The organism is Bacillus sp. AFS002410 (assembly GCF_002556365.1).
Taxonomy (GTDB): Bacteria; Bacillota; Bacilli; order Bacillales; family Bacillaceae_G; genus Gottfriedia.
The window spans coordinates 114,732-136,599 of the sequence record NZ_NUEU01000023.1; the positions used below are offsets into that span (position 1 = coordinate 114,732).

Genomic DNA, 21,868 nt, shown 5'->3' on the forward strand with positions numbered 1-21,868 from the left:
GTAAAACTAGGGATTTTTTATATTCCCTTAGTTATGGACAAACTGGTTGCGCTAAAACTACTACATTGTATTCTTTATTACAGTCAGCTAAAAAAAACATTGCAAGAAATATTATAACTTTAGAAGACCCGATTGAAAGAAAGTCAGATGAATACTCTCTAGTACAAGTTAATGAGAAGGCCGGGCTAACTTAAGCAACAGGTTTAAAAGCTATTCTTCAATCAGACCTGATATCGTAATGGTAGGAGAAATAGATTTAATTAGTTTTTTTTAAAACTATCGTCTCAAACTTTATGTAGGACTACATCAATTTATTTTTGAATTTCAAGTCCATTATTTCGATAAAGTAACCTATAGTTTGTATGAAAATTTTGATAAAAACTTAGTTTTATAAACAAATACATAATTTTCATGATTTGATAGTCGATTGAAACGAAACTATAATTGCTACAAATGAGAAAGGGGGAAGAAATGTGGTATCGGTTGAAAATATGGTCGAAGAACTTTTAAAAAAAGCTTGTCATTTTGGTGCCTCGGATATTCATTTATTACCAAAACAAGATCACGTAGAAATTTATTTTCGTGTTGATGGCGATTTGAAAATCATTCAGCGAATTAATAAGGAGAAATCTAAGAGGATGATTACGCATTTAAAATTTTTAGGAAGTATGGATATAGGCGAAATAAGAAGACCACAAACTGGAATATTAGTCGTTAATATAAACGACATATTATTATCGCTCCGATTGGCAACATTACCTACGATCTCGGACGAATCATTAGTTATTCGAATTCACCCACAACAAAAAATTTCTCCAATAGAAAGTCTATCCTTATTTCCATCTACAACTCGTAAGCTTTTGTCTTTATTACATCATTCACATGGGTTAATGATGTTTACAGGTCCTACTGGTTGCGGTAAAACTACAACATTGTATTCTCTATTACAGTCAGCTAAAAAAGACATTGCAAGAAATATTATAACTTTAGAAGACCCGATTGAAAGGAAGTCAGATGAATACTCTCAGGTACAAGTTAATGAGAAAGCCGGGCTAACTTATGCAACAGGTTTAAAAGCTATTCTTCGATCAGATCCTGATATCGTAATGGTAGGAGAAATCCGGGATGAGGAGACAGCGAAAATCGCTGTTAGAGCAGCTTTAACAGGTCATTTAGTATTAACTACAATTCATTCTAACAATACTAAGGGTGCGATCTATAGAATGCTGGAGCTTGGGATTCCTAAAGAAGAATTATTCCAAGCGATCGTAGCAATCGTTTCACAGAGATTAGTTCAAGTAAAATGTCGTTTTTGTGAAGGTGAGTGTGAGCCGAATTGTTTCGTTCATCGAACAAACCGGAGATTAGGGGTATATGAACTACTGTATGGAAATGCATTAAATTCGGTCATAAAACAAATTAAAGGAAGCGATAAACAAATTCAATTCAACACTTTAAATGATCAACTCATTAAAGGATATGCTTTAGGATTTATTGATTATAAATCTTTAGACAAAAGTATGCTATATGGTTAAAAAGTTTATTAAAAGAAGGCTATCGTATAGTGAACAGGCTCGGCTTTTAAAAATACTAAGTGAACTTTTAGAAAAAGGATATCCCTTAATACAAGCGATTGAATTTCTAACGATACAATTCCAAGACGATGTTAAAGGATTAATTGAAAAAGCTAAAATATCATTGTTAGAAGGGCATTCGTTTATTGAATTTGCTAAATTATTAAGGCTTCATCCAGATGTTCTTGTTTACTTGTATTATGCTAAAAAGCATGGTGATTTATCTTTTGCATTAAGTGAAGGTAGCTTTATGCTAACTAAAAAAATTCAACATAGAGCCTATTTAAGAAAAATCATGGGCTATCCTATTTTTCTAATTTCAATTCTTTTATTCATTTTATTTTTGTTTAAAAGTTTAATTATTCCTCAATATGAAATGCTTTTTTCTACGTTTCAATCCAACCAGCATTCGTTTATTTTCATCTACTTAAAATTTATAAAAAACTTACCTTCAATTATGTTTTTCTCATTGATCATACTTGGTTGTATTGTTTTTGTTTATTTAATTACGATAAAAAAATTAAATCCGATTGAGCGAATGAATAAACTCGTTCTGATCCCATTCGTTAGAAAATATTTAATCGCGATCAATACTTATGAATTTTCAATGCAACTAAGTATTTTACTACATGCTGGATTTCCAATTAGTGATGCATTAAAAACGATGCAGAACAATGAAAGTAGAACATTTTTAAAAGAAAAAGCGGTTGTTCTATATAATCAAATTCGTAATGGAATTTCTATGCAAGAAGCTTTAAGAAATGAACGTACATTTCATAGAGATTTATTATTTGTCATTGAACATGGCATGAACAATAGTACACTTGGAAAAGAACTTGCTGATTACGCTGATTATTTAAAAGATAGCATCGAAGAATATTTTCATCGATCAATAAAAATCATTCAACCAATTATTTTAATTCTTATCTCATCAAGTATTCTTTCTCTGTACGTAGCCATTTTATTTCCAATGTTTCAATTAATGAACAATATTTAGGAGGATTATGTTGTGAATGAGCGTGTGTTTACTTTAAAGAAAGTTCGTAAATATGCTCGTTTAGGGACTGACAAACTAAATGAGCAAAATGCATTCACCCTTATCGAAATGCTAATTGTTTTAACAATCATATCCCTTTTATTATTACTTGTAATTCCAAATTTAGGAAAGCAACAAGAGTCAATCCAAACGAAAGGCTGTTTGGCACTGCAAAAAATGGTTCAATCGAGCGTTGAGGCGTATAGGTTAGACAATGAACAATTACCAGAAAGTTTATCAAGTTTGAAGGAACAGGGCTATATAACAACTTATAAATGCAAAAATAAAGTAGAATTATCGTATGACAATTCGACTGGCACAGTATCGATGCCTTAAAAAAAGATTGGGGAATTCTCCTGGTTTTACGTTTATTGAATTGTTATTAGTCCTAACATTAATGATGATGTTATTAATTTTACCGATTTCTCAAGTTAGAAAAGTTGAAGATGAACAAAAACTAAGTTTATTTATACAAATGCTTCAGAATGATATTTTTCTTGCTCAAAGAAACGCAATATTAAAACAAATTCCAACTAGAATAATTTTTTATCAAAATAAATATGAAATGGAGGATAATATACTAAATCCACCAGTAGTAATTCGAAACTTTGACGAATTGATTAAGATTACCTATCTTACTTTAAAACCCCCATTACGATTCAACTCCGACGGTAATATTTCCAACTTTGGCACGATTTCAATTAAGTATAAAAAAATAGAATACATTGTTACTTTTTATTTAGGAAGTGGTCGATTTAAGTATGATAAAAAGTGAAAAGGGATTTACATTCATTGAGGCAATCATCTCATTAAACTTGCTAATTATTTTTTGTCTTATGATCGTTCCTTCAATGTCATTATTTTTACAAAAAAAAGATCAATTAACGATTAGAAATAGCGCAGATGATTTATTAACGGATATGGTGCATCTTTATTTTGTTAATAAAGAAGATTTTATAGAAGGTTTATATAAGAAGAATGGTAAAGATTTTTTTATAAAATTAAAGTCTAGAAATCATTCGCACTCGATTTGTGTTTCATGGGTCGATCGTGATAAGGAACGTGAAATATGTGAAAAAATTATTGGATGAAAAAGGATTTACTTTAATCGAAACACTATTTTCACTTGTTTTATTTTTATTGATTATCGCTATAACTACTTCAAGTTTAAAAAGCTTTGTTAAACGAAATTATCGGTATGAATCAGTTAATAAATTGGAATTAGATAATTTTATTAAAGAAGTTCAGAAAGAAGCAAATATAAGTAGCAGTTATATAGTTTATTCAGATATGCTTTTATTTGAAGATTACACTCATGTTCCAATTACTTATCGTAAGTATGCAACGATCATTCGGAGGCAAAAGCTTGGAACAGGACATGAAATAGTCCTTCAAAATATAAGAGACATTGAATATAGTCAAAATTACCAAAGTCAAATTTTAGTAAAAGTTGTTGATCTAAATGGTGGTATTTATGAAAAAACGATTCGAGTATTTACTAATTAAATTTAAGTGGCTTGATGAAAGAGGGATTTATTTACCTTATACAATATTTATGATAAATCTATTATTAGTTTTTTTTCTAATTCAAGTTGATATCTTTCAATCAATTCACACTTTTTATAGCTATACAATTAGTCAAAATAATCTAGAGCGAGCACATATACAAGCAATTTACGAATTGAAAAGTGGAGAAATACCCTTTCAATCAAATACAATAAAGTATTATAATAATACAAAAATTGTCTGGAATTTCTCTTTAATAGCTAATGATGAATACCATGTTACATTAACTAGTAGTAATTCAAACATAAAAAAACATGTTGTTCAATTCAATTATAAAAAGAATTCAAACCAAGTATTTAAATGGATAGACTAAGTTGGAGGATGTAATGGAGTCAGTTTATTTAGTAGGATTTATGGGATGTGGAAAGTCAACTGTTGGTAAAGAACTAGCCAGAAGAATGAACAAAAAATTTATTGATTTAGATGAGGAAATTGTCATCCAAACTGGAAAAAGTATACCTGAATTGTTTAATGAATACGGTGAAAGTGGATTTCGTGATTTTGAAACGCAAATTTTAAGAAATGTATCAGGAAAAAAATCGATTATTTCAACAGGTGGGGGCATCATACTACGCGATGAAAATATTTGTTGTATGAAAGAAACTGGTAATATTATCTATCTTGAAACATCAATTGATGTAATATTCGATCGAATTCACTTAGATTCTAATCGACCAAATGCTGTAAATCGAACGTTAGAGGAGTTAACCGTTTTATTTCAAAGTAGAGAAGCGCAATATAAAAAAGCGGATTTTAAAATATCAACGAATAATTTAACGCCAATTGAAATTGCGATGGAAATCATTGACTGTTTAAATTATTCAAAAGGAGGAGATAGTAGAAATAAGTGATAAGAAAGTAAGGTGATTTTTTTGAAAACGAATGATTATGTGAAATATATGACTGAACAGTTTATTAATTATATCGATCAGCCTAAAGAGAAGCGAGATTCAATGAAACAAGAAAAAGAGGATTTGAAAACACCATTTTCTACCAACATGTTTGGAATGTTACCATTGAGTATAGCTTTATATATGAAAAAAATTTCAAATCGAAAAGAAAAAGAAAAGAAAAGTATATAATTAAAAAGACTGATTTCCCTAAAAAACGAAATCAGTCTTTCTTTTTAATTTAAATCACTCATTGTGTTTGGTGATAAATAAAATAGTCCACCATTAATACAATCAACATGAATGATTGGTTCATAAAGTTCCTTTAATGCATTTAACTCAACATGATAATTTTCTGGTTTATCCTCATCATCTTTATAAAATTGATTTAGTAAATCTAAATCATGTTGCCATCTATTTCTTGCTTCTTCAGCCCAACTTTTATCTTCAGCCTCAATTTTATTCCGAAGTAATTGTTCCATACGATTTAATCCACTAATTGGTTTAATAATCGGAGACATTGAATAGCAAAAGTCAGGAATTTTGGAGTTGAATTGAATTTTTTCAAGTTTTGTATGAAAATCCTCAATTATTTTTCCTGAAATCAAATGGATTCCAAAAGAATATAAATAATCTTTTTTATGATCACAAGTAAATGAAACTTGATAATTAACAGCTAACCAAGGATGAAGTGCAATCTGTTGGCCTATCGGTGCTTTTGTGTCTTCATAAAGTCTAATTGATTGTCCAAGTTCATTAACAATTGAGAAAATCTGGTGAAGACGAGGCGAGCCAAAATGAATTTGTTCGCCTTTAAGATCTTCCGGTGCATTATCACTATCAGTAATAATTGTTAATTTCATTGGATTTGGAATGCCACCAGTTTTTTCTAAGTAATGCCAATAGAAAGGTCGGTTCATTAATTTTTTATCCATGTCGATTGTTAATTGAATTTCTAAATATGTTGGCATTTTCTTTATGATTTCACAATCATTATGTTGGAAAAAATGTTCAATATAATCATTAATTTCATGTTGCTGCATAACTATCACCTGCTTGTTTATGTTGCTGTAATTGAATAATGGATGTTAAATTTTCCATTTTAATTTTCATTTCGCCTTCTGTTTTTGAATTAATAAAAATTTCATTCATATGGGCTTCGAAATCTTTATATGGAATTCGAGTTAAGATATCGTCAAGTTCACCAATTACACGTTCAAATAAATGGATTTTCTCATAAAGCAATCGTAAAATGTGTTCTTCAATCGAACCGACTGTTGCAAAATTATAGATGCTAACATCTTCTGTTTGTCCAAGACGATGAATTCGACCAATTCTTTGTTCTAATCTCATTGGATTCCAAGGGAGGTCATAATTAATCATATTAGAACAGAATTGTAAGTTAATCCCTTCTCCACCAGCCTCGGTTGCTATTAGAACTTGTACCCTACTTTTAAATAATTCCTTCATCCAGTCTTTTTTTCCGCGTTTAAAACCACCACGGAATGGAACAGACGTAATGCCATTTTGTTTTAAAAACCATTGTAAGTACAATTGGGTAGCTCGATATTCAGTAAAAATAATTACTTTATCATTTATTTTTTTTATCAGTTCAACTACTTTATTTGCTTTTGAATTAGAGGTAATTTGATTAATCTGATGAAAAACTTTATCGACGTAAGGATCATTCATATCAATATTTTCTTTTTCAAATCTCTGTAGCATTTTCTTCATCGAGACATATACAGCTTCACGACTACTACAAGCTTCTCTTTTAAATGTTAAAAAAGAGAAAGCCGATGTTACACCGGTATATTGTGATTTCTGCCATTCATCTATTAAGTCATATAGTTTTTGTTCATCTTCACTAAAATTAATTAGTACTGTTTCAACCTTACGCTTAGTCCACTCGATACCTGTATCTTGTCTACGATTTCGAACCATTACTTTTCCAATAAGTTCGCGCAGCATGTCTTCATGTTCTAATGAGCGGTTTTTAGCAGAAAAATATTCTTCAAAACTAGATTTATTACCTAAGTGACCTGGTTTTAATAATGAAACTAGGTGAAAGATTTCTTCAATATTGTTTTGAACTGGAGTAGCAGTTAATAGTAAGCAATATTTCTTTTTAAGAAGTTGAACAAACTCATAGTTTTTTGTTTTATTATTTTTAAGTTTGTGAGCTTCATCGATAATGATTAGATCATAATTAATGTCTAATATTTTTTCACGATGAGGTTCTCTTTTTGCCGTATCTATTGAAGAAACAACTACATCACAACTATCCCACACATAATTCTTTTTTTGTTGAGCTATTGCAGGGATATGGAACTTTGTATTTAATTCGAATGTCCACTGTGATACGAGTGAAGCTGGAACTAGAATTAGAACTTTATTAACTAATCCGCGAATCATGTATTCCTTTAAAATTAATCCTGCTTCAACTGTTTTACCTAAACCTACTTCATCGGCAAGAATTGCTTTACCGTTCATTTTTTCAATGACAGTCGTAGCAACTTCTAATTGATGGGGTAGTGGAGTTAAATTTGGTAAATGGGTAGGAGCAATCATACCGGTAAAAGAAGGAACTGCTAATTTCGTAGAAGTATGATATGCGAGTTTATAATTCTCCCAATTTGACCATGGTCCATCACTTTCTAGCTTTTCTAAGAACTCTTCCTGCCATTCTGTATGGAATTTAATCTCTATTGACATGCAAAATTCACCTATTTCTAATTTATATTAGATAATCATGAACGTTATAGTAGAATAACTGATATAATGTTCGTAATTTTATTTTTAAAAAAATTCACTTTGATATTGCTGAAACTTGTCGTTTAATGTTAGGATAATAGTGTAGAAAAAAGTAAAAATTTATTATTCTTTTATTAAACAAAAAACTCTTATTGTTAAGAAAAAACAGTTAATTATTACAGTTTGATAATATTTTCTTGTTTTCTACTAGTTTTTCCGAAAATATACAAAAATATGTAAATTATTTAATGGTTAGCTGGATGAACTATTAATTTAGTTTTCCATCATGCTAGCATGTAGATAAGGGGGAAATGGCTACATGACGACTTTATTACGCACACCATTGTTTGAAGATTACAAAGTATTAGGTGGTAAAACAATTGATTTTGGTGGCTGGGAGCTACCTGTTCAATTTTCGAGCATTAAAGAAGAACACGAAGCTGTTCGTACGGCAGCTGGTTTATTTGATGTTTCTCACATGGGAGAAGTTGAAGTAACTGGTAAAGATAGTCTTAAATATTTACAAAAAATGATGACAAATGATATTTCAAAATTAAATGAAGAAAGCGCATTATATACTGCTATGTGCTATGAAAACGCTGGAACTGTAGACGACTTACTAGTTTATAAGTATAACGATGAACACTATTTATTAGTTGTAAATGCGTCTAATATTGAAAAAGATTTCGAATGGTTACTTTCACATGTTGAAGGTGATGTAAAAGTAGAAAATAAAAGTAATGAAGTTGCACAATTAGCTCTACAAGGGCCAAAGTCTGTGGCAATTTTACAACGTCTAACTGAAGAAAACGTTACGGATATTAAGTACTTTACTTTTAAAAATAATGTATTAATTGGTGACCTAAATGTTTTAGTTTCACGTACAGGATACACTGGTGAAGATGGGTATGAATTATACTTAGCTGCTGAAGACGCGTCTAAACTTTGGACGTTACTATTAGAAGCAGGTAAGGAAGACGGTTTAAAACCATGTGGATTAGGTGCACGCGATACACTTCGTTTCGAAGCAGCGCTAGCTTTATATGGTCAAGAACTTACTAAAGACATTACTCCATTAGAAGCTGGTATCGGCTTTGCTGTGAAATTAAATAAAGAAGAAGATTTCTTCGGTAAAGAAGTTCTGAAAAATCAAAAAGAGCAAGGTGTACCTCGTAAACTTGTTGGAATTGAAATGATTGACAAAGGGATCCCAAGAACTCACTATCCTGTATATGTAAACGGGGAAGTAATTGGTGAAGTAACAAGTGGTACGCAATCTCCAACATTAAAGAAAAATATTGGCCTTGCATTAATTAAATCTGAATTTTCTGCTTTAGGCACTGAGCTTGAAGTTGAAATTCGAAATAAAAAATTAAAAGCTGTTGTAGTTTCAAAACCATTTTATAAAAGAGAGAAGAAGTAACTAGGGGGAGAAAGGGGATTACCTTAATGCATCGTTATTTACCAATGACAGAGCAAGATCGTCAAGAGATGTTAAAAGTAGTAGGCGTTTCATCAGTTGATGAATTATTTAGTGATATTCCTGAGAAAGTTCGTTTTAATGGCTTATTAAATATTAAAAAAGCTAAATCAGAAACTGATTTAATCCAGGAGTTAAGTGGATTAGCGAATAAAAATGCTAACTTAAGAGAGTATGTATCTTTTTTAGGTGCTGGAGTTTATGATCATTACTTACCAACAGTTGTAGATCATGTTATTTCACGTTCAGAGTTTTATACTGCTTATACGCCGTATCAACCTGAGATTTCACAAGGTGAACTTCAAGCAATTTTTGAATTCCAAACAATGATTTGTGAATTAACAGGTATGGCTGTAGCAAACTCTTCAATGTATGACGGTGGTACTTCTTTAGCGGAAGCAACTACTTTAGCAGCAGGTCACAATGGTAAAAAACGTATTTTAGTATCAAAAGGTGTTCATCCACAATCACGTGAAGTTATCTTATCTTATGCAAAAGGTCAACACTTAGAGGTTGTTGAAATCGGCATTAAAGATGGAAGAACTGATATAGAAGAATTAAAAAATGAAATGAATGATAATGTAGCATGTGTTGTTGTTCAATATCCTAACTTCTATGGACAAGTAGAAGAATTAGCAGAAATCGAACCAATTGCACATACTGGTAAAAGTTTATTCGTTGTTTCAAGTAATCCATTAGCATTAGCAGCTTTAACTCCTCCAGGTGAATTCGGAGCGGATATCGTTGCAGGTGATGCTCAAACATTTGGTATTCCAACTCAATTTGGCGGACCTCACTGTGGATATTTTGCTACAACAACTAAATTAATGAGAAAAATGCCAGGTCGTTTAGTTGGTCAAACTGTTGATGGAGAAGGTCGTCGCGGTTTCGTATTAACATTACAAGCACGTGAACAACATATTCGTCGTGACAAAGCGACTTCAAATATTTGTTCTAACCAAGCTCTAAATGCATTAGCAGCTTCTGTTGCTATGACAGCTCTTGGTAAAAATGGTGCTGTAGAAATGGCAATGCAAAATATTTCTCGTACTCAATATATGAAGAAAAAATTAATTGAAAACGGTATCGAAGTTGTATTCCAAGGTGCTGCATTCAACGAACTAGTAATTGATGTGAAACAAAACGTTTCAGAAATCAATAAACAATTATTTACAAAGAAAATTATCGGTGGTTATGACTTAGCAAAAGTTGAACCTACTATGGAAAATCATATGTTAATCGCAGTAACTGAATTACGTTCTAAACAACATATTGATACATTTGTAGAAGAGTTAGCACTATTAGTAGACGGAAAGGGGATTCAACATGCTGAAGGATCAACCGTTAGTTTTTGAGATAAGTAAAGAAGGTCGTATTGCATATAGTCTTCCTACATGGGATGTAGAAGAAATCGATCTTAATGAAGTGATTCCAAGTGCTTATATCCGTAAAGAAAAAGCGGAATTACCAGAGGTTTCTGAATTAGATTTAATGCGCCATTATACTGCATTATCTAAACGTAATCATGGTTTAGATTCTGGATTCTATCCTCTTGGATCATGTACGATGAAATACAATCCAAAAATCAATGAAGCTGTAGCGCGTTTTGCAGGTTTTGCACATATTCACCCACTTCAAGATGAATATACAGTGCAAGGTGCCCTTGAATTAATGCATGAGCTTCAAACAGAATTAAAAGAAATTACTGGTATGGATGAAGTAACATTACAACCAGCTGCTGGTGCTCATGGTGAGTGGACAGGATTAATGATTATCCGTGCTTATCACGAAAGTCGTGGCGATTTCAACCGTACAAAAGTAATCGTACCAGACTCAGCTCACGGTACAAACCCAGCATCTGCTACTGTAGCAGGCTTTGAAACGATCACTGTTAAATCAAATGAAAAAGGTTTAGTAGACCTTGAAGATTTACGTCGTGTAGTTGATGAAAATGTTGCAGCATTAATGCTTACAAACCCTAATACATTAGGTCTTTTCGAAGAAGATATTTATGAAATCTCTGAAATCATCCACGCTGCTGGTGGTAAAGTTTACTATGATGGAGCAAACTTAAATGCTGTATTAAGTAAAGCACGCCCAGGAGATATGGGATTTGACGTAGTTCACTTAAATCTTCATAAAACATTCACTGGTCCTCACGGTGGTGGAGGTCCTGGTTCTGGTCCTGTTGGAGTTAAAGCAGATTTAATTCCTTACTTACCAGCACCAATCGTTGAAAAGGTTGGAGATGAGTACGTATTAAATGCAGATCGTCCAGAAACAATTGGTCGAGTTAAACCTTTCTTCGGAAACTTTGGAATTAATGTTCGTGCATACACTTACATTCGTTCAATGGGTCCTGAAGGATTAAAACAAGTAACAGAAGATGCAGTATTAAATGCTAACTACATGATGCGTCGTTTAGAGCCTCATTTCGATCTACCATTCGATCGTCATTGTAAGCATGAATTCGTTTTAAGTGGTAAACGTCAAAAGAAATTAGGCGTACGTACATTAGATATTGCAAAACGTCTATTAGACTTTGGTTACCACCCACCAACAATTTACTTCCCATTAAACGTGGAAGAGTGTATCATGATTGAACCAACTGAAACTGAATCTAAAGAAACTTTAGATGCGTTCGTTGATGCAATGATTACAATCGCTAAAGAAGCAGAAGAAAATCCAGAAATCGTACAAGAAGCTCCACACACTACAGTTGTAAGCCGCCTTGACGAAACTTTAGCAGCTCGTAAACCAGTATTACGTTACATTAAAGCATAAGTAAAAAGTTCCCTTTTGTTAGGGAACTTTTTTTTGTCTGATTTAACTATAAAAACAGAGTAGAGGGCTTATAAGCAAGCAAAAAGGAAGAATCTGAAAATATGTTACTCATAAGAGGATCATGAGTTAAAAAAAGAACAAGAAGAAGGAAATAATTAACTCATAAAGGGTTCATGAGTTAAAAAAAGAGCAAGAAGAAGTAATAAGTTAACTCATAAAGATTACAATAAAAGGCCAATCCAAAATAACACGGATTAGGCCCTTATTTGTGTTGCCTATAATCTAAAAAAATGGACAAACACTTCCAACAGACAGATAATAGCAACGTAGAAGTAAAAGGAATCCGAAATCCCCCTAATAATTGATGTGAAATAAAAAGCTGACTCAAATAAGTTGTTTTTCAACGAATTTTTGAGACAGCTTCTTTTTTGTTAAAAATAAAAAAGATGAGGAGCTTAAAAAAAAATTCTACAGAAAACTTTACAATCGAGCCATTTAAGTAACTTTCTTTATCTATTTTATCCGAATGATCCGTCCATCATATACTGCGACCAATGGATTTTTTTGTTCCTTCACATAATTTTCAAATGCATCTAAATCAGTTTGACCTTCTATTTTATTTTTACCATCAAGTAAAACGGAGAAACTGTCACCGCCATTTGAGAGATAGCTATTCGTTGTAACACTATACTTAGTTTGAGGATTTATTGGGGTACCATCTGTTCGCATAATATTAATCACTTTTTGGCCGGGTTGCTTCGTATCATCCCAAGTATATTTTAAACCAGAAATTTGTAGCATTCGAACGTTTCCGTTATCCTGCCATTGCTGGTTGAGCAGTTTTCGGATTTGTTCACCAGTTAAAGTCATCTTAACAAGTTTAAGATTAAATGGTTGGATTGTGACTAATTCATCCATCGTTACATCCCCTTTAGGAAGATCAGCACGTATTCCACTAAAATTCATAAATGCGAACTCGGAATTCATTGCAGTTCGTTGTGAATCTGCAATTATACTTCCTAAACTGGATTCTCCGTTATGATTTTTCTTACTTAACACGTCGTTTACTGCTTTTCCAAAAACCTTATTAACAACGGGTTCAATTTTTGATTCATATTTTTGAATCATTACTTTTATTTCAGGATCTGGTTTAATTGCATCTTGATAAACCATTACGATTTTAGCATGTTTGTCTATGATCTCTTTCGTTTTAGTATCGATTTTTAATTGAATATTAGAGAAAGCTGTTCCGTAAGAATATGCTTGCACAATCAGTTTTCCATTTACTTCTTTATTAAGATAAGTATGTGTATGTCCAGAAATAATAACGTCAACTTCATCATCCATTTTTTTTGCCATTCGAACAATATCACCTGTAACTTTTCCAGTAGATTTGGATTGACTTCCTCCATCATGTGCGAGTACCACAATTGCTTTAACACCTTGTTTTTTTAGTGCTTCCACAGAATGATTAATTGCTGTTGCTTCATCAATAAACTTTACTCCAGCGGTTTGATTAGGTGGTGCAATTTTTGGAGTATCTTTTATTACGACCCCAATAAATCCAATCGGTACACCATTTATTTTTTTTATACTATATGGAGGTAGAATTGTCTTACCTGTTTGATCATCAATTACGTTAGCACATAAATATGGGAAGTTTGCTCCGTTAAAGTATTCAGTTTTTGAATTTTTTCCTCCGTGTATTAGCTTCATCATTTCTTTCACACCGCGATCGAATTCGTGGTTACCTAGTGTTCCATAGTCAAAATCCATCTTGTTTAATACTTCAATGGTAGGTTCATCTTGGAGAAATGAAGATATTGGAGGACTACCACCAACCATATCACCGGCATGAACTAAAATAGTGTTTTGGTTTTCTTTTTTCTTTTGTTTCAAATATGCGGAAAGATAAGCTGCTCCGCCAACATTCCTTCCTTTAAATTTTCGAGTTGTATTTAATTGCCCATGAAAATCGTTAATGCCGAGTAATTGTACTTGAATGAAACGGTCCTTATCTTTCTTGTTGTGAAAAGGAATGTCTAGTGCTGCCGGTTTACCGGAGACCATAAATACACCCACAGATAATGTAGTCGTAAGAACAAAAGCAAAAGCTGCCTTTTTCAATGCGTTCCAATTCAAAATTTTCTCCCTCCTATTTCGCTAGTAGGTTACTTACTAAGCATAGGAAAGGAATGTAAAAACAACTTTGCTTTAGTGTGAATTTTCAGTTAAATTTTAAAACAAAAAATAAAAGAAAGCTTATGTATAATCTTATAAGTCTTCGGAAAATTATAGTAAGCTATTAGTTAATCTAATTAACTAATAGCTATTTTAAAGAGAATATAAGAAAAAATTAATACGTTAAAGGTTCGTTAAAGGTATGTCTTCTACTATTGTTACTGTAAGACAGCTGCTTACATAAATCAGAATATAGGAGGAAATTAAAATGCAAGAAAGATTTAAAACGTTGTTAAATACAACAAAAAAGAAGGCAGTTGCAGCATCAGTATGTAGCGCTTTAGTGTTAGGCATCGGTTCAGGAGCTGTATACGCTGCTAATAATGATGGATCCAAAGTTAAAAGTGAGGAAGCTTCTGTTTCTCTACAAGGTGAAAAAGTTATGACAAAAATGTTAGTTAAAAATGAAAATGGTGTTATCAGTCACTCAACTGATGATGGTAAAACATGGATTCCAGGTGCACCTGAAGGGGGAAAAATAATTCATGATGTAGATGGAAAAGAATCATTTATAATTGGTGAAGCTAAATCCGCACCTTCCGGAGGTTTAATGGTAAAGAATGAGAACGGAAAGCTTAAGTTCTCAAAAGACGGTGGGAAGACTTGGAGCGAAAAAGCACCTGATCATTTTAAAATCGAAAAAGGCAATGGAGCTGTTTTTGAGAAAAGGAAGCTGATTATAAAAAAAGAAAATGGTGCTGTTAAATTTTCTAAAGACGGTGGTAAAACTTGGATTAAAGGTGAGCCAGAAAAATTGAAAGAACCATTTATGACAAAGAATGAAAACGGTAAAGTGATGTTTTCTACAGATGGAGGAAAAACTTGGTCTGAGAATGCTCCAAAAGGTGTAACAATTATAAAAAATGAAGATGGTTCAATTATTGTTAAAAAGAAAATTGATTAATGATCGGCACTAAGACAGAAATTACATGAAATTTTCACATCCATATAAGTGAATTTAATAACAGCAAGTATATACTTAGAGCATCTTCAACAAATGAGAAGTGTACAGCTCATTTGTTGGAGTTGCTTCGGATAAAAGAACTAGGTAAAGAGGATAAACGATGAGAATATTAATGGTTGAAGATGAAATTTATATTTCAGAGGCAATTGCACAAGTTTTAAAGAAAAATCACTACAGTGTCGATTTAGCAGGTGATGGTGAGTTTGGACTAGATTGTGGACTGTCAAATATATATGACATTATTATTCTAGATATCATGCTTCCTAAAATGGATGGCATTCAAGTACTAATAGAATTACGCAAAAATGGAATTAAGACGCCAGTCATTTTGTTGACAGCTAAAGGCGATCTTACTGATAAAATAAGAGGTTTAGATAGTGGTGCTGATGATTACCTAGCGAAGCCATTCCACACTGATGAACTTCTTGCTAGACTTAGAGCATTAGGACGACGAAAAACAGAGTTAATAAGAGATGGTATTCTTACTTATGAAGATATTTCGCTTAATCAAAAGATGTTAGTTTTATGCTGCAGAGAAAATGAAGTTAAGTTGACTTTAAAAGAGTTTCAACTGTTAGAGTTGCTTATTAACCGAAAAGAAGCAATTAGCTCGAAAGAAATTATTATCGAAAAACTTTGGGGTTATGACACAGATACAGATGATCGTCATGTTGAAGTACAAGTATCACTTTTACGAAAAAAGCTAAGACAGGTTGAATCAAATGTTTCAATAGCAACAATTCGAGGTGCAGGTTATTTTTTGAAAAATGATAAAGCTGGAGAAAAATATGTTTAAGAAACTCCGAAATAAATTTTTGCTTATTAATATGTCAGTTATCTCATTGGTGATGCTTGGGGCCTTTACAATCATCTACATAATGACATATAACAATATTCAAAATGAAAATAAAAAAAAGCTAGACGCACAGACGGAAAAACTAGTTACGATTCAAAGAGAGATTAAAAGAAAAGAAATAGGGTCTGAGCTGAAAAATAACATTGAAGAAAATGGACCGACTGAAAGCAAAAAAGAAATTACAAATATAATTGGTGAAGGCGGAATTGTGACACAAAAAATCTCTCTAGGTGATTCGGTTTCTTTCAGTGTGGAAGTTGATTCAAATGGAAATGTTATAGAAGGTCATTCGTTTATTTCAATGCCTACGGAAACTTTTAAAAAAGCTACAGAGATCGCATTGGAAAATAAAAAGAACTTTTCAACTTTCACTTTAGACGGAAAAAAATGGCAATACGTAATAAAACCTTCAGAAATAATTGCTAATCAAACAAATGATCTGCCACCACAAATAATAAATAAAGTAACTTTAATTAATTTTTTAGATGTTACAGAGTCCCATAAAGCACTATTTAAGCTTTTGACGACATTAATAAGTGTTGGACTAATCACGCTTTTTGCTATTTATTTTATCAGTCGATATTTTGCAAATCGAGCCATTGAACCGATTGCTGAAGCTTGGAAGAAGCAAAATCAGTTCGTAGCAGATGCATCACATGAGTTAAAAACACCATTAGCTATTATTAATGCTAATTATGATGTGTTAATGGCTAATCAGGATGAAACAATCGAAAATCAGCAAAAATGGTTTAACCATATAAGAGTTGGCTCAGATCGAATGACAAAATTAATTAATAACTTATTAACTTTAACTAAAATGGAAGAAGCAATTGATGAAGTAGATTGTAAGATGTTTGATCTGAGTAAAGAAGTATATGAAGTGATGATGTCAATGGAAACAGTTTTGAAGGACAAGGAACTTACATTAAATCATGCCATTGAATCAAATATTATGATCGAAAGTGATTTAGAAAAAATTAAGCAACTAATGATTATTTTATTTGATAATGCAGTTAAGTACACAAATGAGCATGGAAAAATTGAAGTAAACCTTATAAAAGTAAAACGACATGCGAAGTTTACGATAAAAAATAGCGGTAAAGGAATTTCCGCAGAGGATTTGCCAAAAGTATTTGATCGCTTCTATCGTTCAGATCCCTCAAGGGTACATAAAACAGAAGGGTATGGACTTGGTTTATCAATCGCACAATCAATTACGAATCGTTTAGGTGGTACTATATCTGCTTCTAGTATAGAAAATGAATACACAGAATTCACTTTACTACTAGAGCTATAATAGTATGAGCTCCCTATTTTTAGTAATCTCCTTTTCGTAACGAGATTGCTAAAAATAGGGAGTTTTTTTAGAGGAATTTGTTCAATTAACATATTTTTGAGATAGCAGTTTAAATTTTATGAAAATATTTTTAAGTGGATTTTTATACAAAATTATTAAGCGTAGCTATCGGAATCAAAAGTAAAATTGCGAGATAGCGAGGAAGAAAAAACAGGCAACTTTTATGAGCCAGCTGTATGCTTGTTCAAGTATTCCCTTTATCCTACCTTTTTTCGTTTGCACTACCATATACCTATTAATTTCAGTGCTTCCTATGAGCTTCCTTTTTCACTAGAGTGAATAAATACCCATAACAAAGCTAAATTCTTTTTGTGAAATACTATATTTTCCCAAGAAACTTTTCAAATTGTGTTGATTTTTTCTCATATTAGGAGGATAATTGTAGCATTATTTTAACTGAAAATTAACTTAATTAGGGGTAATAAAAATGAAAATCGTAAAATTTGGTGGGTCTTCATTAGCCACTTCTGAACAAATTGAAAAAGTATTTCAGATTGTTACATCAGATGTTGAACGTAAAATTATCGTTGTATCTGCACCAGGTAAAAGATTTCCAGAGGATATTAAAGTTACCGATTTACTAATTAATTGCGCACAGCTTGCTCTACAGGAAGAGGATTATTCTAAAGAATTTGATCAAATCATTCAAAGGTATTCTGAAATTGCAAATGGATTAGGAATACATGCGGATATTGTGAATGAAATTTCACTAGGTATCGAACTTTCGATTAGTAGTAAAAGGGACGATCCTGCAAGATTTCTGGATGCTGTTATGGCATGTGGGGAAGATAACTGTGCTAGATTAGTAGCTTCTTATTTTCAGTTAAAAGGACTTGAGGTTAGTTACATTAATCCAAAAGAAGCGGGTTTATTTGTAACAAATGAACCAGGACATGCCCAAGTTTTACAGAAATGCTATGATAACTTATTCAAATTGAGAAAAAAATCGGGAATACTCATTTTCCCTGGATTTTTTGGCTATTCAGAAGACGGGCATATCGTTACATTCTCACGGAGTGGATCGGATATTACTGGATCTGTTGTGGCAAATGGAGTTAAAGCTACACTGTATGAAAACTTCACAGATGTTGACGCAGTTTATTCTGTTAATCCGGCGATTATAAAAAATCCTAAGGAAATTAAAGAATTAACTTACCGAGAAATGCGAGAGCTATCTTATGCAGGCTTTAATGTATTTCATGACGAAGCATTGATTCCCGCCTTTGAAGCTGGCATTCCAGTAAACATTAAAAATACGAATAATCCCGTAGGTCCTGGTACACGAATTGTAAAGGAACGAGCATTGTCAAACGGTCCTTTAATTGGTATTGCTAGTGACAATGGATTTTGTAGTATTTATATAAGCAAGTATTTAATGAACAGAGAGATTGGATTTGGTCGTAAATTATTGCAAATTCTTGAAGATTATCAAATTTCATATGAGCATCAGCCAAGTGGAATTGACGATATTTCAATCATCATTCGTCAAAGTCAATTATCAGAGGAATTAGAGTTTGAAATTATTAAACGAATCCAAGATGAATTAGACGCAGACCATGTCGTAGTTGAAAGGGACCTTGCATTGATTATGCTAGTGGGTGAGGGTATGCGTCATAATGTTGGTACTACTGCAAGAGCGAGTCAAGCATTAGCAAGTGCAGGGATCAATATTGAAATGATAAACCAAGGGTCATCAGAGGTTAGTATGATGTTTGGCGTAAAATCATGTGATGAGAAAAAAGCTGTTCAAGTGATTTACGAAGAATTCTTTACAAAAGTGTCATCTAACTAAAATATTAAAATATAGATGAATAGAATAAACAACTGAAGGTTATTCCAGTAAAATTGGAATACATAAGGAGTAAATGAAAATGACAGAAAAAGAAATACAATTATTACAGTGTATCGAACAAAATGGTCGATTAAATAATGATGTTTTGGCAAAAATGATCGGAGCTACAGAAGAAGAGGTAGCTCAAATATTAACGAAGTTCGAAAATGATCGTGTTATTCTTCAATATATTACGCTTATTGATTGGGGTAAAGTGCCAGTTCAAGAAAGTATAACTGCAATGATTGATGTTAAAGTTGCACCAAAACGCGGGGTTGGCTTTGATGAGATTGCAGAAAAAATCTATTTATACCCAGAAGTAAAATCAGTTTATTTAATGTCAGGAACATATGATTTATCAGTTGTAGTTGAAGGGAAGACAATGACATCAATCGCTTCATTTGTATCTCAAAAACTTTCAACTTTAGAATCTATTTTATCAACAACTACCCATTTTATTTTAAAACGATATAAGCATGACAGTATTGTATATGGTCAAAAACAAAGTGATAAGCGTATGGTGATCACGCCATGAGTAAATTTAATTTATCAAATACAGTAACTTCACTACAACCATCAGGGATTCGTAAGTTTTTTGATTTAGCGGCTAGTATGGATAATGTCATTTCACTTGGGGTAGGTGAACCTGACTTTGTTACGCCTTGGAACGTAAGAGAAGCAAGTATTTATTCATTAGAGACTGGACATACGGCATACACTTCAAATGCTGGACTACTAGAATTACGTGAGGAAGTAAGTCGTTATTTTGCAAAAAAATTTGATGTACATTATAGTCCAGAGGAAGAATTAATTATAACTGTAGGGGCAAGCCAAGGGATTGATATTGCATTAAGAACAATTTTAAATCCAGGGGACGAAGTAATCGTCATTGATCCATGCTTTGTATCATATGCGCCTCTTGTATCACTAGCTGGAGGTGTTCCAGTTCATTTAGCGACGACGGGAGAAGAGGAGTTTAAAATTAATCTCCAAGCGTTAAAAAAGAAAATTACACCGAAAACAAAGGCAATCTTACTTTGTAATCCTAATAATCCAACAGGTACTTTATTAGAAAAAGAATTATTAGAAGATTTAGCTATATTTGTTAAAAAGCATAATTTATTAGTTATTTCGGATGAAATTTATGCTGAACTTGTTTATGATGGCGAATATACAAGCTTTGCAAATATTGATGGAATGAGAGATCATACAATCTTAATCTCTGGATTTTCGAAAACATTTGCGATGACAGGTTGGCGTTTAGGAATTGTTGCGGCACCTTCGGACATTATTTCCCATATGCTTAAGGTTCATCAATATGCAATCATGTGTGCACCAACAATGTCTCAGCATGCAGCGGTTGAAGCACTTCGTAATGGAGATCATGATGTAGAAGCTATGAGACGAAGCTATATGCAACGACGTAATTTCCTTGTTCAATCGCTACAAGAAATTGGATTATCATGTCATAATCCTGGTGGCGCATTTTATGTTTTCCCATCAATTCAAAATACTGGCTTAACATCAGAGGAATTTGCTGAACAATTATTATTAAAAGAGAGAGTAGCGGTCGTCCCGGGAAATGTTTTTGGGGATTGTGGTGAAGGATATATTCGATGTTCTTATGCAACTTCATTAAATCAATTAATTGAAGCTACAAAAAGAATTAATCGTTTTTTACAAACACTGCCAACTTACAAACCAACAAATTTCTTGAAAGTTGAAAGTAAATAATAAAAGTAAAGCTCTTGTTCTTTCATAGAAGGAACAAGAGCTTTTATTTTGCCACAGTGATTAATTGTTTTGCTTGAGATTCATGAATTCTATCAGTAAAAATTGAAGTAATTAACGGGTCATATCCTAATGGTTCACATAATATCCAGTTATTTTGCATAGCTAGAGGTAGCGTTTTTTGTTTATGCTTTATTTCATTCATAAGCGTTCCTGAAAAAAATAAATAAGGTACAATAATAACTTGATTATTTTTTTCGTTCATTAGTTGATCCCAAGCTTCATGAATAGTTGGCTTTGAAACAGCCATAAACGCCGGTAAAACAGGGTGATTTAAATTAACCTCAAGTAGTTTAACAATCGAATTAAAATCTTTGATGGTTAGTGGATCACTACTTCCTCGTCCAACTAACATAATTTTGGTTGGTTTAATTAAATTCTTCGCTTTTTCATTTATGCGTTTTTTAATTAATTCAATCATATTTTTGTGAATGCCAATTGGTTCAGCTATATTAATCGTAATGTCTGGATATACCTCTTGAAATTTTGCAATTTCTAGAGGTATATCCACCTTTGCATGATTTGCAGAAAGGAGTAAAACCGGCAATACTGTTACCGAGTTTGCTCCTTTACGCAAACAATTTTCTAATCCTACTGAAATTGATGGTTCAGCGAGTTCGATGAAACTAATTTCTTGTACTTTGCAATCAATTTGCTTTTGAACTTTTTTAACAAATTGTATGGCAGAATGGACAGCCGATTTTACACGGCTTCCATGACATACATATAAGATTGCATCCATTG

The 21,868-nt window shown here is 32.4% G+C and carries 22 protein-coding genes and 1 pseudogene; 19 read left to right on the forward strand and 4 right to left on the reverse strand.

What is annotated here, in order from left to right; translation table 11 throughout:
• Window positions 1-35: 35 nt before the first annotated feature.
• From CN692_RS15340 to CN692_RS15385, 10 genes and pseudogenes are all read left to right on the forward strand, one after another.
• Window positions 36-253: pseudogene (locus CN692_RS15340) on the forward strand (ATPase, T2SS/T4P/T4SS family); the annotation flags it as partial.
• 220 nt (window positions 254-473) lie between these two features.
• The gene (gene comGA, locus CN692_RS15345; protein ID WP_179865524.1) at window positions 474-1,535 is read left to right on the forward strand and encodes a competence type IV pilus ATPase ComGA; all 1,062 of its coding nucleotides are present in this window, start codon (window positions 474-476) and stop codon (window positions 1,533-1,535) included.
• On the forward strand, window positions 1,528-2,571 hold the full coding sequence (gene comGB, locus CN692_RS15350; protein WP_098120034.1) for a competence type IV pilus assembly protein ComGB: 1,044 nt from the start codon (window positions 1,528-1,530) through the stop codon (window positions 2,569-2,571). The genes comGA and comGB overlap by 8 nt, the downstream gene beginning before the upstream one ends.
• Window positions 2,572-2,583: 12 nt before the next feature.
• A complete protein-coding gene (gene comGC / locus CN692_RS15355; RefSeq protein ID WP_257144041.1) occupies window positions 2,584-2,946 on the forward strand; it encodes a competence type IV pilus major pilin ComGC in 363 nt (120 codons plus the stop codon).
• Window positions 2,912-3,385: a competence type IV pilus minor pilin ComGD gene (gene comGD / locus CN692_RS15360; protein ID WP_142317530.1), complete on the forward strand. Its 474-nt coding sequence runs from the start codon at window positions 2,912-2,914 to the stop codon at window positions 3,383-3,385. Before comGC ends, comGD begins: the two co-directional genes overlap by 35 nt.
• The gene (locus tag CN692_RS15365; protein WP_098120036.1) at window positions 3,372-3,701 is read left to right on the forward strand and encodes a pilus assembly FimT family protein; all 330 of its coding nucleotides are present in this window, start codon (window positions 3,372-3,374) and stop codon (window positions 3,699-3,701) included. The genes comGD and CN692_RS15365 overlap by 14 nt, the downstream gene beginning before the upstream one ends.
• Entirely contained in the window at window positions 3,682-4,116 is a 435-nt protein-coding gene (gene comGF / locus CN692_RS15370) for a competence type IV pilus minor pilin ComGF (protein WP_179874460.1), read from the forward strand. Before CN692_RS15365 ends, comGF begins: the two co-directional genes overlap by 20 nt.
• Window positions 4,085-4,489 carry a hypothetical protein gene (locus CN692_RS15375; protein ID WP_098120038.1) on the forward strand — a complete coding sequence of 135 codons (405 nt, stop codon included), beginning with the start codon at window positions 4,085-4,087 and terminating at the stop codon, window positions 4,487-4,489. Before comGF ends, CN692_RS15375 begins: the two co-directional genes overlap by 32 nt.
• 13 nt (window positions 4,490-4,502) lie before the next feature.
• Complete coding sequence (locus tag CN692_RS15380) at window positions 4,503-5,027, forward strand: shikimate kinase (RefSeq protein WP_098120039.1); 525 nt, start codon at window positions 4,503-4,505, stop codon at window positions 5,025-5,027.
• 21 nt (window positions 5,028-5,048) lie between these two features.
• Entirely contained in the window at window positions 5,049-5,258 is a 210-nt protein-coding gene (locus CN692_RS15385; protein WP_098120103.1) for a YqzE family protein, read from the forward strand.
• Between the two features lie 44 nt (window positions 5,259-5,302).
• On the opposite strand, the gene CN692_RS15390 is transcribed toward CN692_RS15385, so the two are convergent.
• Together CN692_RS15390 and CN692_RS15395 are read right to left on the reverse strand one after the other, a co-directional pair.
• Window positions 5,303-6,109 (reverse strand): YqhG family protein, encoded by an 807-nt coding sequence (locus tag CN692_RS15390; RefSeq protein WP_098120040.1) that lies wholly within the window; start codon window positions 6,107-6,109, stop codon window positions 5,303-5,305.
• Window positions 6,096-7,781: a DEAD/DEAH box helicase gene (locus CN692_RS15395; RefSeq protein ID WP_098120041.1), complete on the reverse strand. Its 1,686-nt coding sequence runs from the start codon at window positions 7,779-7,781 to the stop codon at window positions 6,096-6,098. Before CN692_RS15395 ends, CN692_RS15390 begins: the two co-directional genes overlap by 14 nt.
• 358 nt (window positions 7,782-8,139) lie before the next feature.
• On the opposite strand from CN692_RS15395, the gene gcvT reads away from it, so the two are divergent.
• From gcvT to gcvPB, 3 genes are read left to right on the forward strand one after another with little or no spacing between them, the layout of a single operon-like run.
• Window positions 8,140-9,243, forward strand: a complete 1,104-nt coding sequence (gene gcvT, locus CN692_RS15400) for a glycine cleavage system aminomethyltransferase GcvT (RefSeq protein WP_098120042.1) — start codon at window positions 8,140-8,142, stop codon at window positions 9,241-9,243.
• Window positions 9,244-9,269: 26 nt separating this feature from the next.
• Entirely contained in the window at window positions 9,270-10,655 is a 1,386-nt protein-coding gene (gene gcvPA, locus CN692_RS15405) for an aminomethyl-transferring glycine dehydrogenase subunit GcvPA (protein ID WP_257131675.1), read from the forward strand.
• Window positions 10,627-12,084 (forward strand): aminomethyl-transferring glycine dehydrogenase subunit GcvPB, encoded by a 1,458-nt coding sequence (gene gcvPB / locus CN692_RS15410; protein WP_098120043.1) that lies wholly within the window; start codon window positions 10,627-10,629, stop codon window positions 12,082-12,084. Before gcvPA ends, gcvPB begins: the two co-directional genes overlap by 29 nt.
• 513 nt (window positions 12,085-12,597) lie before the next feature.
• On the opposite strand, the gene CN692_RS15415 is transcribed toward gcvPB, so the two are convergent.
• Window positions 12,598-14,154: a bifunctional metallophosphatase/5'-nucleotidase gene (locus CN692_RS15415; protein WP_098120105.1), complete on the reverse strand. Its 1,557-nt coding sequence runs from the start codon at window positions 14,152-14,154 to the stop codon at window positions 12,598-12,600.
• A gap of 379 nt (window positions 14,155-14,533) precedes the next feature.
• Here CN692_RS15415 and CN692_RS15420 point away from each other — a divergent pair, with 379 nt between their 5' ends.
• The 6 genes from CN692_RS15420 to CN692_RS15445 all read left to right on the forward strand — a co-directional run bounded on the left by CN692_RS15420 (window position 14,534) and on the right by CN692_RS15445 (window position 21,067).
• Window positions 14,534-15,229 carry a sialidase family protein gene (locus tag CN692_RS15420; RefSeq protein ID WP_098120044.1) on the forward strand — a complete coding sequence of 232 codons (696 nt, stop codon included), beginning with the start codon at window positions 14,534-14,536 and terminating at the stop codon, window positions 15,227-15,229.
• Between the two features lie 160 nt (window positions 15,230-15,389).
• Window positions 15,390-16,085, forward strand: coding sequence for a response regulator transcription factor (locus CN692_RS15425; RefSeq protein ID WP_098120045.1), 696 nt, complete (start codon window positions 15,390-15,392; stop codon window positions 16,083-16,085).
• Window positions 16,078-17,442 carry a sensor histidine kinase gene (locus CN692_RS15430; protein WP_098120046.1) on the forward strand — a complete coding sequence of 455 codons (1,365 nt, stop codon included), beginning with the start codon at window positions 16,078-16,080 and terminating at the stop codon, window positions 17,440-17,442. Before CN692_RS15425 ends, CN692_RS15430 begins: the two co-directional genes overlap by 8 nt.
• Before the next feature lie 487 nt (window positions 17,443-17,929).
• Window positions 17,930-19,294 (forward strand): aspartate kinase, encoded by a 1,365-nt coding sequence (locus tag CN692_RS15435; protein WP_098120047.1) that lies wholly within the window; start codon window positions 17,930-17,932, stop codon window positions 19,292-19,294.
• A 73-nt stretch (window positions 19,295-19,367) separates the two neighbouring features.
• Entirely contained in the window at window positions 19,368-19,868 is a 501-nt protein-coding gene (locus CN692_RS15440) for an Lrp/AsnC family transcriptional regulator (RefSeq protein WP_179865523.1), read from the forward strand.
• Complete coding sequence (locus CN692_RS15445; RefSeq protein ID WP_098120049.1) at window positions 19,865-21,067, forward strand: aminotransferase; 1,203 nt, start codon at window positions 19,865-19,867, stop codon at window positions 21,065-21,067. Before CN692_RS15440 ends, CN692_RS15445 begins: the two co-directional genes overlap by 4 nt.
• Window positions 21,068-21,110: 43 nt before the next feature.
• Here CN692_RS15445 and CN692_RS15450 read toward each other — a convergent pair whose 3' ends face one another.
• Entirely contained in the window at window positions 21,111-21,866 is a 756-nt protein-coding gene (locus tag CN692_RS15450) for a sirohydrochlorin chelatase (protein ID WP_179874461.1), read from the reverse strand.
• Between the last annotated feature and the right edge of the window lie 2 nt (window positions 21,867-21,868).

What these genes read in the sequence shown, in the direction of transcription:
- gcvT (WP_098120042.1), top strand. Translation starts at nt 8,140, where the DNA reads ATGACGACTTTATTACGCACACCATTGTTTGAAGATTACAAAGTATTA.
- CN692_RS15375 (WP_098120038.1), top strand. Translation starts at nt 4,085, where the DNA reads ATGAAAAAACGATTCGAGTATTTACTAATTAAATTTAAGTGGCTTGAT.
- CN692_RS15390 (WP_098120040.1), bottom strand. Translation starts at nt 6,109, where the DNA reads ATGCAGCAACATGAAATTAATGATTATATTGAACATTTTTTCCAACAT.
- CN692_RS15420 (WP_098120044.1), top strand. Translation starts at nt 14,534, where the DNA reads ATGCAAGAAAGATTTAAAACGTTGTTAAATACAACAAAAAAGAAGGCA.
- CN692_RS15395 (WP_098120041.1), bottom strand. Translation starts at nt 7,781, where the DNA reads ATGTCAATAGAGATTAAATTCCATACAGAATGGCAGGAAGAGTTCTTA.
- CN692_RS15415 (WP_098120105.1), bottom strand. Translation starts at nt 14,154, where the DNA reads ATGGTCTCCGGTAAACCGGCAGCACTAGACATTCCTTTTCACAACAAG.
- comGB (WP_098120034.1), top strand. Translation starts at nt 1,528, where the DNA reads ATGGTTAAAAAGTTTATTAAAAGAAGGCTATCGTATAGTGAACAGGCT.
- gcvPA (WP_257131675.1), top strand. Translation starts at nt 9,270, where the DNA reads ATGCATCGTTATTTACCAATGACAGAGCAAGATCGTCAAGAGATGTTA.
- CN692_RS15450 (WP_179874461.1), bottom strand. Translation starts at nt 21,866, where the DNA reads ATGGATGCAATCTTATATGTATGTCATGGAAGCCGTGTAAAATCGGCT.
- CN692_RS15435 (WP_098120047.1), top strand. Translation starts at nt 17,930, where the DNA reads ATGAAAATCGTAAAATTTGGTGGGTCTTCATTAGCCACTTCTGAACAA.
- CN692_RS15425 (WP_098120045.1), top strand. Translation starts at nt 15,390, where the DNA reads ATGAGAATATTAATGGTTGAAGATGAAATTTATATTTCAGAGGCAATT.
- CN692_RS15440 (WP_179865523.1), top strand. Translation starts at nt 19,368, where the DNA reads ATGAAAATGACAGAAAAAGAAATACAATTATTACAGTGTATCGAACAA.
- comGD (WP_142317530.1), top strand. Translation starts at nt 2,912, where the DNA reads ATGACAATTCGACTGGCACAGTATCGATGCCTTAAAAAAAGATTGGGG.
- CN692_RS15365 (WP_098120036.1), top strand. Translation starts at nt 3,372, where the DNA reads ATGATAAAAAGTGAAAAGGGATTTACATTCATTGAGGCAATCATCTCA.
- gcvPB (WP_098120043.1), top strand. Translation starts at nt 10,627, where the DNA reads ATGCTGAAGGATCAACCGTTAGTTTTTGAGATAAGTAAAGAAGGTCGT.
- CN692_RS15430 (WP_098120046.1), top strand. Translation starts at nt 16,078, where the DNA reads ATGTTTAAGAAACTCCGAAATAAATTTTTGCTTATTAATATGTCAGTT.
- CN692_RS15380 (WP_098120039.1), top strand. Translation starts at nt 4,503, where the DNA reads ATGGAGTCAGTTTATTTAGTAGGATTTATGGGATGTGGAAAGTCAACT.
- CN692_RS15445 (WP_098120049.1), top strand. Translation starts at nt 19,865, where the DNA reads ATGAGTAAATTTAATTTATCAAATACAGTAACTTCACTACAACCATCA.